The organism is Pseudomonas sp. NS1(2017) (assembly GCF_002269425.1).
In the GTDB taxonomy this organism is placed as follows: domain Bacteria; phylum Pseudomonadota; class Gammaproteobacteria; order Pseudomonadales; family Pseudomonadaceae; genus Aquipseudomonas; species Aquipseudomonas reactans.
Genome location: NZ_CP022960.1, coordinates 3,179,450 through 3,193,379 on the forward strand (window position 1 = coordinate 3,179,450; position 13,930 = coordinate 3,193,379).

General features: G+C 59.8%; 15 protein-coding genes. 6 read left to right on the plus strand and 9 right to left on the minus strand.

Going from position 1 to position 13,930, the window contains the following annotated elements; genetic code table 11:
- Nucleotides 1-41: 41 nt before the first annotated feature.
- The 3 genes from CI807_RS15080 to CI807_RS15090 all read right to left on the minus strand — a co-directional run bounded on the left by CI807_RS15080 (nucleotide 42) and on the right by CI807_RS15090 (nucleotide 3,312).
- Nucleotides 42-1,229: an MFS transporter gene (locus tag CI807_RS15080; protein WP_095015197.1), complete on the minus strand. Its 1,188-nt coding sequence runs from the start codon at nucleotides 1,227-1,229 to the stop codon at nucleotides 42-44.
- 119 nt (nucleotides 1,230-1,348) lie between these two features.
- Nucleotides 1,349-2,239 carry an alpha/beta fold hydrolase gene (locus CI807_RS15085; RefSeq protein WP_095015198.1) on the minus strand — a complete coding sequence of 297 codons (891 nt, stop codon included), beginning with the start codon at nucleotides 2,237-2,239 and terminating at the stop codon, nucleotides 1,349-1,351.
- Nucleotides 2,236-3,312, minus strand: coding sequence for a sugar phosphate isomerase/epimerase (locus CI807_RS15090; RefSeq protein WP_095015199.1), 1,077 nt, complete (start codon nucleotides 3,310-3,312; stop codon nucleotides 2,236-2,238). The genes CI807_RS15085 and CI807_RS15090 overlap by 4 nt, the downstream gene beginning before the upstream one ends.
- 109 nt (nucleotides 3,313-3,421) lie before the next feature.
- Here CI807_RS15090 and CI807_RS15095 point away from each other — a divergent pair, with 109 nt between their 5' ends.
- Entirely contained in the window at nucleotides 3,422-4,048 is a 627-nt protein-coding gene (locus tag CI807_RS15095) for a TetR/AcrR family transcriptional regulator (RefSeq protein ID WP_095015200.1), read from the plus strand.
- Between the two features lie 277 nt (nucleotides 4,049-4,325).
- Nucleotides 4,326-5,972 carry a malate dehydrogenase (quinone) gene (gene mqo, locus CI807_RS15100; RefSeq protein ID WP_095015201.1) on the plus strand — a complete coding sequence of 549 codons (1,647 nt, stop codon included), beginning with the start codon at nucleotides 4,326-4,328 and terminating at the stop codon, nucleotides 5,970-5,972.
- 71 nt (nucleotides 5,973-6,043) lie between these two features.
- Here mqo and CI807_RS15105 read toward each other — a convergent pair whose 3' ends face one another.
- A complete protein-coding gene (locus CI807_RS15105) occupies nucleotides 6,044-6,880 on the minus strand; it encodes a LysR family transcriptional regulator (protein WP_095015202.1) in 837 nt (278 codons plus the stop codon).
- 98 nt (nucleotides 6,881-6,978) lie between these two features.
- Here CI807_RS15105 and CI807_RS15110 point away from each other — a divergent pair, with 98 nt between their 5' ends.
- Both CI807_RS15110 and CI807_RS15115 read left to right on the plus strand, forming a co-directional pair.
- A complete protein-coding gene (locus tag CI807_RS15110) occupies nucleotides 6,979-7,878 on the plus strand; it encodes a DMT family transporter (protein WP_095015203.1) in 900 nt (299 codons plus the stop codon).
- A 130-nt stretch (nucleotides 7,879-8,008) separates the two neighbouring features.
- Nucleotides 8,009-8,338, plus strand: coding sequence for a YXWGXW repeat-containing protein (locus CI807_RS15115; RefSeq protein ID WP_095015204.1), 330 nt, complete (start codon nucleotides 8,009-8,011; stop codon nucleotides 8,336-8,338).
- A 7-nt stretch (nucleotides 8,339-8,345) separates the two neighbouring features.
- Here the strand turns inward: CI807_RS15115 and CI807_RS15120 are convergent, their stop codons facing one another.
- The 3 genes from CI807_RS15120 to CI807_RS15130 all read right to left on the minus strand — a co-directional run bounded on the left by CI807_RS15120 (nucleotide 8,346) and on the right by CI807_RS15130 (nucleotide 9,441).
- Nucleotides 8,346-8,690, minus strand: a complete 345-nt coding sequence (locus CI807_RS15120; RefSeq protein ID WP_095017557.1) for a hypothetical protein — start codon at nucleotides 8,688-8,690, stop codon at nucleotides 8,346-8,348.
- A gap of 101 nt (nucleotides 8,691-8,791) precedes the next feature.
- Nucleotides 8,792-9,187 (minus strand): PIN domain-containing protein, encoded by a 396-nt coding sequence (locus tag CI807_RS15125; protein WP_016975298.1) that lies wholly within the window; start codon nucleotides 9,185-9,187, stop codon nucleotides 8,792-8,794.
- Nucleotides 9,184-9,441 carry an AbrB/MazE/SpoVT family DNA-binding domain-containing protein gene (locus tag CI807_RS15130; RefSeq protein WP_095015205.1) on the minus strand — a complete coding sequence of 86 codons (258 nt, stop codon included), beginning with the start codon at nucleotides 9,439-9,441 and terminating at the stop codon, nucleotides 9,184-9,186. Before CI807_RS15130 ends, CI807_RS15125 begins: the two co-directional genes overlap by 4 nt.
- A gap of 155 nt (nucleotides 9,442-9,596) precedes the next feature.
- Between CI807_RS15130 and CI807_RS15135 the strand changes: the two genes are divergently transcribed.
- On the plus strand, nucleotides 9,597-9,989 hold the full coding sequence (locus CI807_RS15135) for a RidA family protein (RefSeq protein ID WP_095015206.1): 393 nt from the start codon (nucleotides 9,597-9,599) through the stop codon (nucleotides 9,987-9,989).
- A 1-nt stretch (nucleotide 9,990) separates the two neighbouring features.
- On the opposite strand, the gene ppnN is transcribed toward CI807_RS15135, so the two are convergent.
- Complete coding sequence (ppnN, locus tag CI807_RS15140) at nucleotides 9,991-11,364, minus strand: nucleotide 5'-monophosphate nucleosidase PpnN (protein ID WP_010212000.1); 1,374 nt, start codon at nucleotides 11,362-11,364, stop codon at nucleotides 9,991-9,993.
- A 149-nt stretch (nucleotides 11,365-11,513) separates the two neighbouring features.
- Nucleotides 11,514-12,338 (minus strand): aspartyl/asparaginyl beta-hydroxylase domain-containing protein, encoded by an 825-nt coding sequence (locus CI807_RS15145; RefSeq protein WP_095015207.1) that lies wholly within the window; start codon nucleotides 12,336-12,338, stop codon nucleotides 11,514-11,516.
- A gap of 308 nt (nucleotides 12,339-12,646) precedes the next feature.
- Here CI807_RS15145 and fabV point away from each other — a divergent pair, with 308 nt between their 5' ends.
- Nucleotides 12,647-13,840 carry an enoyl-ACP reductase FabV gene (gene fabV, locus CI807_RS15150; protein WP_016975302.1) on the plus strand — a complete coding sequence of 398 codons (1,194 nt, stop codon included), beginning with the start codon at nucleotides 12,647-12,649 and terminating at the stop codon, nucleotides 13,838-13,840.
- Nucleotides 13,841-13,930: the final 90 nt, after the last annotated feature.

Here is a 13,930-nt window from a genome sequence, read left to right on the forward strand (position 1 = left end):
CGTTGGCGATTTTCGCGAGCAAGCTCGCTCCTACAGAAAAGCTAGTGGCCGCCCTTCATGCGCCGGGCGATGAGGTAGATGCCCAGGCCGATCAGCGCCGTAGCCGCGCCGATGTAGCCGGTGCTGGTCCACCCGTACCCCGCCGTAATCGCCATCCCACCCAACCACGGGCCCAGCGCATTTGCCAGGTTAAACGCCGCATGGTTGGAGGCTGCCGCCAAACTCGGCGCTTCATGGGCAATATCCATCAGGCGGATTTGCAGCGGCGCAGCCATGGCAATCATGGTACCGACCAGGCCAATGCCCAGCAGCACGCTCCACAGTGAGCTGGCAGCGAAGGTGAAGAAGATCAGCACGGCCATTGACCACACCATAATCCAGCCCACCGCCCGAAATTGCAGGCGGTCAAACAGTTTACCGCCCGCAATGTTGCCGATGATTCCGCCGACACCGAACGCGGCCAGACCAAACGGAATCCACTGCGGCGACACTTTGGTCACTTCCAGCATGGTCGGCGCCAAATAGCTGAACACGCAGAACATCCCGGCAAACCCGATTGCGCCGATGGACAGCGCCATCCACACCTGCGGTTTGGTGAACGCACGCAATTCCTTGCGCGGGTCGCTGCGCGGTTCGTCGCGGCGATCCGGCACGAACTGCCAGACTAGGGCAATGGTGCACAGGGCAATCACGCTGACCAGTGCAAACGCCGAGCGCCAGCCCAGGTGTTGGCCGAGGAAGGTGGCGATGGGGTTGCCGAGCAGCATAGCCAGGGTCAGGCCCATCATCACGCGGGCTACGGCGCCGGCGCGTTTGTCGTTGGGCACCATGCTGGAGGCGACCACGGCGGCGATGCCGAAGTAGGCGCCGTGGGGCAGGCCGCTGATAAAGCGGAAGGCTACCAGCGAGCCGAAGGTCGGGGTGAAGGCGGTGGCGAGGTTGCCCAGGGCGTACAGGCCCATCAGCAACAGCAGCATGTGTTTGCGCAGCAGCTTGGCGCCGAGGATGGCCAGCAGTGGCGCGCCGACCATGACGCCCAGGGCATAGGCGCTGATGGCATGGCCGACCTGAGGTTCGCTCAAGCCCAGGTTTTGGGCGATGTCGGGCATCAGCCCCATGATGGCAAATTCGCCAGTACCGATCGCGAAGGCGCCCACGGCCATGGCCGCTTCCATTTTGGCGGCGCTGCGCGCGGGCAGCACGTGCCCGGGTGTTTGCTGGATAGTCATGGGTAACTCTAGGTTTGGATGGAGAGCACGAAGGAGAGCCGCTGATGCTACGCAAGCAGCGGCGAGGGTGTCTAGAACAGCCTTTTACGCAGGAGTTCCCCTAAAGTGCCGCTAATCCCTTACGGCGCCGGGTGCGCTATCAAAAAATCGAGCAAATGTTGGCAAAACGCCCTTGGCGCTTCTTCCATCACAAAATGCCCGCAGTCCGCGATGATCGCCCCGCGCAGATCCACTGCACGCTCCTCCAGCGTCACCAGTGGCGCATCGTTGGTGGCGTGTTCGGCGCCGATGGCCAGAACCGGCATCTGCAATTGTCGGGTTGCCCGGGCTTGGTTTTGTCGGATGGTTTCGGGAATCGCGCGGTAGTAGTCAAACCCCGCGCGCAGTCCGCCCGGGGACGAGTAGGCACGGATGTAGACCTCGGAGGCGACGGCATCGCGGTGAAACGCCCAGCGATCAAACATGAAGTTGAGGTAGGTTTCTTCGCGCCCGGTGATCAGCGCTTCGGGCAGGTCCTGGACTTGGTTGAACAGAAAATGCCAGAGGAAGATGTTCTGTTCCGGTGCGACGAATATGGGCGGTGCTGGCGCGAGGCCGGGGATCACGGCTTCGGTCAGCGTGAGTGTGCGCACGGCCTGTGGCTGGTCACTGGCCAGCGCATAGCCCACCCACATCCCGATATCGTGCCCGACAATGTGATAACGCGTGATATCCAGCGCGAGCAGGGCCCGGTGCAGTACATCGGCGATATTGCCGGTGTCGTAACCCTGTTCCGGTCGGTCCGAGTTGCCGAGCCCTGGGGGGTCGACGGCGATGGCCTGGTAACCCTGGGCAGCCAGGGCGTGCATGACGTGGCGGAAGGCATACCAGGTTTGTGGCCAGCCGGGTATCAACAGCACCGGGTCGCCGTTGCCGGCCATGACACAGTGGAGTTTTTTGCCATCAACGCGGACGTAATGGTGGGTGAAGGTGTCTTCGGTGTTCAGGGATGGAGCCGTTGCTGCGTTCATGGGCGTGCCTCAAGCGTTTGCGTCAGGCCGAGCATGGCCTGGATCTGTTGGGGCGCGACCGACGCGTCGGCGAAGTCGTCGAAAGTGCGGTCGGTGACGCCGATAATGTGGCGGTTGATGAACTCCACGCCTTCGCGCGCGCCGTCTTCCTGGTTTTTCAGGCAGCACTCCCACTCCAGCGTCGCCCAGCCGGGGTAATCGTATTGGGCCAGTTTGGAGAAGATACCCTTGAAGTCGACTTGGCCATCCCCCAGCGAGCGGAAGCGTCCGGCGCGGTCGGCCCACGCGCTGTAGCCGCCGTAGATGCCTTGGCGGCCAGTGGGATTGAACTCGGCATCCTTGACGTGAAACATGCGGATGAATGACCTGTAAATGTCCAGGTAGCTCAGGTAGTCCAGCTGTTGCAGGACGAAGTGGCTGGGGTCGAACAGTATCCGGCAACGCGCATGCTGGCCGACGCGCTCATAGAAGCGCTCGAAGCTGGTGCCGTCGTGCAGGTCTTCGCTGGGATGGATTTCGTAGCAGAGGTTGACGCCGTGTTGCTCGCCCAGATCCAGAAGCGGTCGCCAACGTCGGGCCAACTCGTCGAAGGCTGCATCGATCAGGCCGTCCGGGCGTTGTGGGAAGGGGAACAGATAGGGCCAGGCGAGCGAGCCGGAGAACGTGCCCAAGTCTTCAAGGCCCAGCCGTTGCGAGGCAATGATGCTCATGTGCATGCGTTCGATCGCCCATTGCGTGCGAGCCTGCGGATTGCCCCGTAGCGGCGCTGGGACAGAGGCATCCCACAGAGCGTCGTAGGCGGGATGCACGGCGACCAGTTGGCCGAAGATGTGGCTGGTCAGTTCGCTGATCTGCAAACCGTGGCTGGCGAGGGTGCCTTTGATATCGTCGCAGTAGGCCTGGCTGCCAGCTGCCAGTTCGACGTCGAAGAAGCGACTGTCCCAGGCGGGAATTTGCAGTGCCTTGAAGCCTTTGGCCTTGGCCCATTGGGCAATCGCTTCCAGGCTGTTGAACGGTGGCTCGGTGTGACTGAATTGCGCCAAGTGCAGGCTGGGACCTTTAAGCGTACGCATCGAAATGTTCCTATTGTTTGTCGATCGACAAAGAATAGGCCGGCAGGTTTGTCAGCGTCAACTCGATATGCGTTAAAGTGGCGGCACACCACCACCAGGTAAGCGAACAATGGCCGGACGTCCGCGCGAATTTGATAGGGAAGCCGCACTGGAACGCGCCATGCGGCTGTTCTGGGAGCAAGGTTACGAGGGCACCAGCATGTCTGCATTGGTGGAGGCCTTGGGCATTGCCTCGGCGAGGATCTATGCCGCGTTTGGCAGCAAAGAGGGGTTGTTTCGCGAGGCTGTGGCTTTGTACGAACAGGCCGAGGGCGGTTTTGCGGGCCGTGCGCTGCTTGAACCGGGCGTTAGAAGCGCCATCAAACGCATGCTTGACGATGCCATCACCACCTACACGCAACCCGGCCGCCCCGCCGGGTGCCTGGTGGTGAGTGCGGCGAGCAGCACCAGCCCGGACGGTGCGGAGGTTCAACAATGGTTGCGTGAACGCCGCAGGCAACGCACCGACTCGATCATCGCCAGGCTGCAGCAAGCCAAGGCCAATCAAGAGCTCGGTGAGGACGTCGATGTGCAGGGGCTGGGCGATTTCTACGCGACGTTCCTGCACGGTATTTCTACTCAGGCGCGAGACGGCGTCTCTGCGGATCGCCTCCACCAGTCCGTCGACGTGGCGCTGAGCCTGCTGCCTGTAGAACCGTCGAGTCTAGAACAGACGCCCGATCTCGTCGGAGCATGATATTCTGCGCGCCATCTTGGTCTAGTCTGTCTCTGGTATGTACATCCGTATACGTCCCAGCGATTGGCTGTTACCCAGGTAGCTGAAGCCAATAATGATAAGAAGTCAGCGCAGAAGGGACATAAAAGTGAGGTCGATACGTCGGCCTTGTGTGCCCACCCTGCGGTTCTCTCGTGAATGTGCAAACCCCGCGGTGCGTTGCCTGGCGCAGCGTGATGGAGGGTTGCCCATGATCAGGGGCGGTAGGGCGGATGGCGTTTTATCATAGGTGCTACTGATGTTTAAAAAAGTAAACACTGCCCTGCTGGGGCTGGCTTTGTCGCTGGGGATCAGCTCCGCTCACGCGGAAGAGGCAAAGAAAGTCGATGTGCTGCTGATTGGCGGCGGCATCATGAGTGCGACCCTGGGTGTATGGCTCAATGAGCTGGAGCCGGGCTGGTCGATGGAGATGGTCGAGCGCCTCGATGGCGTGGCCGAAGAAAGCTCCAACGGCTGGAACAACGCCGGTACTGGTCACTCGGCCCTGGCTGAGCTGAACTACACCCCGGAAGACAAGAACGGCAACGTTGAGATCCCGAAAGCGGTCGAGATCAACGAAGCGTTCCAGATCTCCCGTCAGTTCTGGGCCTGGCAGGTCCAGCAGGGCGTGCTGAAGAACCCGCGTTCGTTCATCAACACCACGCCGCACATGAGCTTTGTGTGGGGCGACGACAACATCAAGTTCCTGAAAAAACGCTACGAAGCCCTGAAGGCGAGCCCGCTGTTCGCCGGTATGCAGTACTCCGAAGACCCGGCGCAGATCGCCAAGTGGGTTCCGCTGATGATGGAAGGGCGTGACCCGAACCAGAAAATCGCGGCCACCTGGAGCCCGCTGGGTACCGACATGAACTTCGGCGAGATCACCCGCCAGTTCGTCGCTCACCTGCAGACTACGCCGAAGTTCGACCTGAAACTGTCGAGCGAAGTGCAGGACATCACCAAGAACGCCGACGGTTCGTGGCGTGTGAGCTACAAAAACCTGAAAGACGGCACCAAGACTGAAACCGACGCCAAGTTCGTGTTCATCGGCGCCGGCGGCGGTGCACTGCACCTGCTGCAAAAATCCGGCATTCCTGAAGCCAAGGAATACGCTGGCTTCCCGGTAGGCGGCTCGTTCCTGGTAACCGATAACCCAACCGTGGCCGAGGCGCACCTGGCCAAGGCCTACGGCAAAGCGTCAGTGGGCGCACCGCCAATGTCGGTTCCGCACCTGGACACTCGTGTGCTGGATGGCAAGCGCGTGATCCTGTTTGGCCCATTCGCGACCTTCTCGACCAAGTTCCTGAAAGAAGGCTCGTACCTGGACCTGCTGACCAGCACCACCACCCACAACATCTGGCCTATGACCAAGGTTGGTATTCGTGAATACCCACTGGTCGAGTACCTCGCCGGCCAACTGATGCTGTCGGATGACGACCGCTTCAAGGCGCTGCAAGAGTACTTCCCGAACGCCAAGCAATCCGACTGGCGCCTGTGGCAAGCCGGTCAGCGCGTGCAGATCATCAAGCGTGACGAAGAGCAGGGCGGCGTCCTGAAACTCGGTACCGAAGTGGTCAGCTCCGCCGACAACACCATCGCCGGCCTGTTGGGTGCATCGCCAGGCGCGTCCACCGCGGCTCCGATCATGCTGACCGTGCTGCAGAAAGTGTTCAAGGACAAGGTCGCGACCCCTGAGTGGCAGACCAAACTGCACCAGATCGTACCGAGCTACGGCACCAAGCTGAACGACAGCCCTGAAGCAGTTGCCAAGGAGTGGGCCTACACCGCCAATATCCTGCAACTGCCTACACCGCCTGTCATTCCGCAGGCCACTGCTCCTCAGGCGACCGAGGCTGCCAAGCCTGCGGCTGAGCCGAGCAAGCCGGCGTCCGACCTGGCGCTGTAAGCCAAGTATCGAGCCGATATAAAAAGCCCGCTGAACCGGTAACGGTCAGCGGGCTTTTTTGTCCCTGGCGTTCACACCTTGAAGTGCCTGACTTGCTCATGCAGATGCAATGCCAGCGCATTGCCGGTATCGCACAACAGGTACAGGTGCTGCGTCGGCAACGAGGGTAGATCTGTCATTTGCCTGAGCCCTTCACCCATGCGGCTTTCCTCCATCAGGCCTACCGCCACGCCACTGCGGATACAGGCTTCAACGGCGGATGAATTGGGGCTCTCCAGCAGCATGCGATGATAAATCCCATGATCCTTCAATACCTGCAAGGCCGCGGCGCGATACGGGCAACCGGCGATGGGCACAGTGATGGGGAGCGGCGCATTCGACGGACAGCTGAAGTGCTCGGCCGCAACCCACAGCGGCTGCACGGAGCCTAGGCGTTCTCCCTGGGCGAGAGGGTGTGCGCTGACGGTGATGGTCAGGTCCAGATGGTTGGTCATAAACAGGTTGAGCAGCTCACCGCTGGTGCGCGCTTCGACTTCCAACTCCAGCAACGGGTTATCGGCGATCAGCCGTGGCAGAAATGCCTGGATGAACGCAGGTGCATAAGTATCCGGCACGCCCAGGCGGATCTTGCCCTGCATGCGTTGGGGCATCAGCGAGATCAGCAGGCGATCATGACTCTTGAGGAACTCAGTGGTTTCACCCACTAGCTTCTTGCCATAGAGCGTCAATTCCACGCCTTGATTGCTGCGGCTGAACAGGCGCTGGCCCACCTGATCTTCCAGCTTTTGTACCTGTGTGGTCACCGTGGACGCACTGCGGTGCACATGCTCGGCCGCTTCGTTGAATCGCCCGAAGCGCGCCACGGCGTGGAAAGTACGCAACAGGTCGATATTCAGTTGTTTGGCCATGGTTCCACTTTTGCGGATTGATTGTGCAGGTTATTCAAATATACAGAATCATGCGTGGCCTTTAGCCTTTCAGTCAATGTGCACTGACGGGAGGTTTCATGACGCGATCAACGTTAAAGCGGCTGCTGTTGCAGGTGGCATTTGTGCTGTCGTGGAGTTCGGGCTATATCGGTGCCAAATTGGGCACGCAGGGCGGCGGGGCGTTCAACCTGCTGTTCTGGCGATTCTTGTTGGTGTCGGTTTGCCTGGGACTGTTCCTGAACATCAGGTTGTTGAAGGTCTCATGGGTGCAGATTCGCCATTACGCCATCATCGGGTTTCTCTCGCAGTTCCTGTACCTGAGTTGCCTCTACGTCGCGATCCAGAATGGCTTGCCGCCCGGGATCGCCGCGATCATTGCGGCGCTGCAGCCGTTGATGACGGCGGCGTTGTCGACTGGCAATGTGACCGAGCGCAGTGGGGGCTGGCAATGGAGTGGCCTGATGCTCAGTTTCGTTGGCGTTTCCATCGTGATTGCCGGGCAGTACGGCAGTGGCGGGACGGGCGTCGGCCTGGTCATGTACCTGTTGCCGCTGGCGGCAGCGCTGGGGCTGACGCTGGCAACCCTGTATGAGCGTCGCACCGTGCAAAATCACGACGCGGGTTTGGTCCTGCCGCTGTTCATCCAGTCGCTGCTGACCTTGATCGGTTTTACCGCCGCCGTGCTCTATACCGACACGCTGAGTATTCCCCATGACCCTGACGTTTTGATCTCAATCGTCTGGCTAACGGTGTTCTCTACCTTCGTTGCCTACCTGAGCCTATGGATGCTGCTACGTGTGATGAGCGCAACCCACGTGGCGGCGTTGGTCTACCTGGAGCCGCCCGTGACGCTGGTGTGGGCGGCGCTGATGTTTGGCGATGCGATCACCGCCTCGACCTACGCCGGCATTGCCGTGCTAGTCGCCGGACTGCTGCTAGTGCGCCTGAAACGACCGACTGTCGCGTGTGCCACTTGAGGCGTGCGGGTTCAGCAAGCTGACAGACACCACCTGTTAAAAATACCCACAGCCAGGCAGGAGCACGGCTGTCACAACGGGGGGATTTTCAGCGGTGCAAGTGTTGGGCGCCAGCGCCCGAGGGTTTTGTATGTGGCTACGTTATGCGGCATTGACGGCCATGGTCGTCGCAGCATCCGGGTGTGTGCAAGAGCGCGTCGTGCATGAGCGCAGGCCGGTGCAACGCGAGTATGTAGAAGTTGTTGCGCCACAACCGCCGCCGGTGCAGGTGATTGAAGTCGAGCCACCGGTACGCTACGGCTATATATGGTCACGTGGTTACTGGCGTTGGGAGGGCGGGCGTTATGTCGCGGTGCACGGCCATTGGGAGCCAGTACGCGAAGGATACCGCTATGTGCATCCGCATTGGGTGCAGCGCAATGACGGTTACCATTGGCAAGGCGGTGGCTGGGTTCGCTGAACCTTGGCTAGATCGGCTTCGTGGTGCCCAGGAGTCGAACCTCACGCAGCAGCGCGGCGCCGAGTTGATCGGTGCCCAGCTCCTTGTAGCCCACGGCTTTGATTTCGCCGTTTTCTTCGGCCTGGATAAGGATCACCGGGGTTTCCTTGCCGGTGGTTTCGTCTATGTGCAAGGCGTACTGCGGAATATCCAGCTTGATCGGCGTGCCCGCCGCCTGGCCTTTGACATTGATCAGGAACGCCGCGCAGCCTGCGTCGACGTCCATGCTGGTGGCCGAACGGCCACTGACGAAGCAGGTTTTTGGCAGATCGGGCCAGGTGATGGTGTCGGCGACGGCCATGCCGGAGGCCATCGTCAAGGTAGCGAGAAGGAGCATGCGCACGTTGGTCGTTCTCTTGATGGGGGTTGAGCGCGATTTTTACCAAAGCCTGAAGGACGTCGCAACGGCAAGCCTCAGACCAGACGTTGCATGCCTACCGTCTTGGCAGCGTTCAGATCAAAAGTGGCTGTGTATTCGCAGCCTGCAGCATGGCCACAGCGTTCGATCAGGCAGTCCGCGAAATCGGCTTTGCTGGCGGTGAATCGTCGCAGTGCCTTCCAGATGATCTCGGCGTGTTCGATGGTCAATTCTCGGGTGCGTAGCAGCGTTTCGAGAACGGTCACTACATCACCCTTGGCAGACTGATAACAACTTTGTAGAACCCATACCAATTCCACCACGGACACCAGGCTGACAAAGCCCGGTGCAAAGGGGGTGAGCGATTCAATCAATTCAGATGCCTTAGGCGATTGGACGGGATCGTCCTGAGTGACATAACGCACCAGCACATTGGTATCCAGCCCGATCATCCAGCTTTCACCCCTTGTGCCGCGATGGCACGGTTCATCTCATCCAGGGAGACGGCCTTGGCGGGCTTTTGGATCAGGCCTTTGAGGTCGTGTACGGTTTTGCTGGCGGCAATCATGGAAAATTTACCGTCTTCCATTTCGACAAATTCAACGCGATCGCCTGTCTCCAGGCCCAGGGCGGTTCTGACCTGGACGGGAATGGTGATTTGCCCTTTTGAAGTAAGCGTGGCGGTGGCCATAGTGAAGATCTCCATCGTGATGCTCCTTACCTTAGGGTAAGGAATTATGGAGGACAAGATCCGTTGGTCCATAGGTTGCTCTTCTGGTGTGAGTTGATCGGAACAGGTAAAAAGATAGCCTGAGTTATGCCGATGGCACGCCCGAAAACGCCCGCAAAGAGATACAACATATGACCGACCGCCACCTCATCATCCCTGCCTCCATGCAGCCCATCGTCGAGCGCGCCGGCTACGTGCCCGCCGTCAAAGTCGGCAAGACGTTGTACTGCGCCGGGCAGGTCGGGCGTACCGTCGAATTGGCGGTGATTGAAGACCCAGAGGCGCAATTCATTGCAGCCTGGGAGAACCTGAGGCAGGTCCTGGAGGAGGGTGGCTGCACCTTCGACGACGTGGTGGACATGACCACCTACCACGTCAACATGAGCCAGCATATGGCGGTTTTCCGTGATGTGAAAAACCGCCTGTTCCCACGCGGGCAGTGCGCCTGGACCACCCTCGGGGTGTCCGAACTGGCGCACCCCGGTTTGCTGGTGGAGATCAAATGCGTGGCGGTGCAGCGCTAGTTCACTGAACCACGCGATAGCACGGCACGTACGCCGCACCGCCCGGCAACTTCATTCGGTGCTGGGCGACAAACGCCTGCAACAGCTCATCCAGTGGCTTCATGATCGCCGGGTCGCCGTGAATCTCGTAGGGACCGTTCTGCTCGATCAGGCGGATGCCCTTGTCCTTGACGTTGCCGGCCACAATGCCGGAGAACGCGCGGCGCAGGTTGGCGGCCAGTTCGTGGGGCGGCAGCGCGTGGCTCAGTTGCAGGCTGGCCATGTTCTCGTGGGTAGGGTCGAACGGGCGCTGGAAGCCCTCATCGATCTTCAGCAGCCAGTTGAAGTGGAAGGCGTCGTTGCGCTCGCGGCGGAACTGTTTCACCGCTTTGAGCCCTACGGTCATCTGACGCGCCACTTCGGCCGGGTCGTCGATGATGATTTGATAGTGCGCCTGCGCCGCTTCGCCCAGGGTGGCGCCGACGAATGCGTGCAGTTGTTGCAGGTACGGCGCGGCGTGTTTCGGCCCGGTGAGGATGACCGGGAACGGCAGGTCGCGGTTGTCCGGGTGCATCAGGATGCCCAGCAGGTATAGGAACTCTTCGGCCGTGCCGGCGCCGCCTGGGAAGATGATGATGCCATGGCCTACACGCACGAAGGCTTCCAGGCGTTTTTCGATGTCCGGCAGGATCACCAGCTCATTGACGATCGGGTTGGGCGCTTCGGCAGCGATGATACCGGGCTCGGTCAGGCCCAAGTAGCGCCCGCCGGTAATGCGTTGCTTGGCGTGGGAAATGGTCGCGCCTTTCATCGGGCCTTTCATTACGCCAGGGCCGCAGCCCGTACACACGTCGAGGCTGCGCAGGCCCAGTTCGTGGCCGACCTTCTTGGTGTATTTGTATTCTTCGGTGTTGATGGAGTGTCCGCCCCAGCACACCACGATCTTCGGCTCGACACCGGGGCGCAGCGTACGGGCGTTGCGCAGCAGGTGAAACACGTAGTCGGTGATGCCCTGGGAGTTGCTCAGGTCGATGCGCTGGCTGTCCAGCTCGTTCTCGGTGTAGACAATGTCGCGCAGGGCGCTGAACAGCATTTCACGAGTGCTGGCGATCATTTCGCCATCGACGAAGGCATCGGCGGGTGCGTTCAGCAGTTCCAGGCGTACGCCACGGTCTTGCTGGTGGATGCGTACTTCAAAGTCTTTATAGGCGTCGAGGATGGTCTTGGCGTTGTCGATGTGCGCGCCGGTGTTGAGGATCGCCAGGGCGCACTGGCGGAACAGGGTGTAGATGCTGCCGGTACCGGCTTCGCTCAGTTGCTGGACTTCACGCTGGGAAAGGGTTTCGAGGCTGCCCTTGGGGCTGACGGAGGCATTGATGACTTGACGTTGGGGCATTCTGATTCCTTGAAAGCGCAGCCACCGCCCCCGTGACGGGCCGCGATGGCTTGAGAATGATGGCGCCGAATTCGGTCGCACGAGACGGATATTTACCTCAGGCGCAAGGCCGAGCGCAAACACTGTCCAGCATCATCATGCCGCAGAACTCACTGAATCAGCTTCCAGTTTTTGTAGAAAACTCGACGCAGGGTAAAGGCGATCCCGGCAAACCCCGCGATCACGGCGTTGAGGACCTTTGGCACCGGTGTCGGCCGCACGATATCGATAAACAGGCAGTAACGCTTGGCATCATTTTTGTTGAAAGACGCATGCATCAGCGTGTCATCAAAAATAAACAGCGGGTCGTCATGCCAGTAATGCTTGTGCTTGCCCACCTGGATATAGACGCCCTCGTGATGGGGCGCCGGTGCCATGTTGTAGAGCACGCGGAACATCATGCGCAGGGGGCCGAAGTGAAAGGACGTGGAGCGGTTTTCATTGAATACCGACACGCCGATGGTCTTCACGAACGGCAGTTTTTTGCGCAGTTCCGGGAGGTCGAGGGTGGTCTCGATGGGTTGGCCATACCACTGGAAAAACAACATGCCGCGCTTCTTCTCGGCCATGCGTTCGTCCAGGTAACCGATGATTTCGTCCTTGTGGGCCATGGCGTCATCGATCACGTGCTGCAGGTCTGCACGCCAGGCCGGCGGCAGGTCGGCCATGGTGTAGACATGGCGGTTAGGCGAACTGAACAGGTCGAACAGGGTGTTGAACGGCGCCAGCAACCAAGTGTTGCGGCCACTGCCGATGAAATATTTCTTGAGAGTGTCACGGTCATACAGGCCGTTTCGCAGGAAATCATAGATCCCGCAGACCACGACCAGGCCAAGAAATACCGCAGTCGTCAGGGGGATCAGGCAAATAATCAGCAGAACGCCGAGTACCCAGGCAACCGACACGGCTTTTTTGCGTAAGGCAGACTTGCTCATGAAACTCAGCTCCAGCTGGACGCCATTCGACAGGTCCGGATCCGTGGCTGCGAGTGGGAAGGGTTGAAACATATTGAAACAACTGCGTCATGATAAGGCGTTCGGCGCTGGAGAGGCGTTTTAAATATTGCAAAATTGTGAAGGCGCTACACAGTTTTTAACCGGATCAGCGGTGTGTGGATTGGATTTTGTAAACAGAAGATTTGCGACTATCGTGACGCTTCGGTTTTTTGGACGTCATAGACCGGTACGATTGAAGTTGAATGGCCACCACTGGCCTTCGGCACCTTGGAAGAGGCAGAAATTTTATGATCATCAAACCGCGGGTTCGTGGCTTCATCTGTGTGACCGCTCACCCTGTTGGCTGTGAAGCGAACGTCAAAGAACAGATCGACTACGTGACTCAACACGGCGTCATCGAAGGCGGCCCGAAAAAGGTGCTGGTCCTCGGTGCGTCCACCGGCTACGGTCTGGCCGCGCGCATCAGTGCTGCCTTCGGCTGCGGCGCCGACACCCTGGGCGTGTTTTTTGAGAAAGAAGGCGAAGAAGGCAAGCTGAGCTCCGCCGGCTGGTACAACAGCGCCGCGTTCGAGAAGTTTGCTGTCGAGAAAGGCCTGTACGCCAAGAGCATCAACGGCGACGCGTTCTCCGACGAGATCAAGCGCCTGACCATCGAAACCATCAAGAAAGACCTGGGCAAGATCGACCTGGTCGTCTACAGCCTGGCCGCGCCACGCCGTACCGACCCGCAAGGCGTGGTGCACAACTCCACCCTCAAGCCGATCGGCAAGGCCGTGACCCTGCGCGGTATCAACACCGACAAGGGCGTTGTGGTCGACACCACGCTGGAGCCTGCGACCCAGGAAGAAATCGACGGCACCGTCAAAGTGATGGGCGGCGAAGACTGGCAGCTGTGGATCGACGCCCTGCGTGACGCCGACGTGCTGGCCGAAGGCGCCAAGACCACTGCGTTCACCTACCTTGGTGAGAAGCTGACCCAGGACATCTACTGGAACGGCTCCATCGGCGAAGCCAAGAAAGACCTCGACAAGAAAGTCCTGACCCTGCGCGACAACCTCGCTGCACTCAAGGGCGATGCCCGTGTGTCGGTGCTCAAGGCCGTGGTCACCCAGGCCAGCTCGGCCATCCCGATCATGCCGCTGTACCTGTCGCTGCTGTTCAAAGTGATGAAAGAGCAGGGCACCCACGAAGGTTGCATCGAGCAGGTCTACGGCCTGTTCAAGGACAGCCTGTACGGCAGCCAGCCGAAACTCGACGCCGATGGCCGCCTGCGTGCCGACCTGGCCGAGCTGGAGCCGAAGGTCCAGGACGCCGTGGCAGCTCTGTGGAACCAGGTCACCGACGACAACGTCAACGAGATCAGCGATTTCGCCGGCTACAAGGCTGAATTCCTGCGTCTGTTCGGCTTTGAAATCGACGGCGTGGACTATGACGCTGACGTGAACCCGACCGTGAAGATCAACGGCCTGATCCAGGCATAAACGATCCGGTTTGAGAAAACGGCCCTTCGGGGCCGTTTTTTATGGCCTGCAAAAAAGGCTGCTCTCAGAACCCTCCTACACATTTTTGAG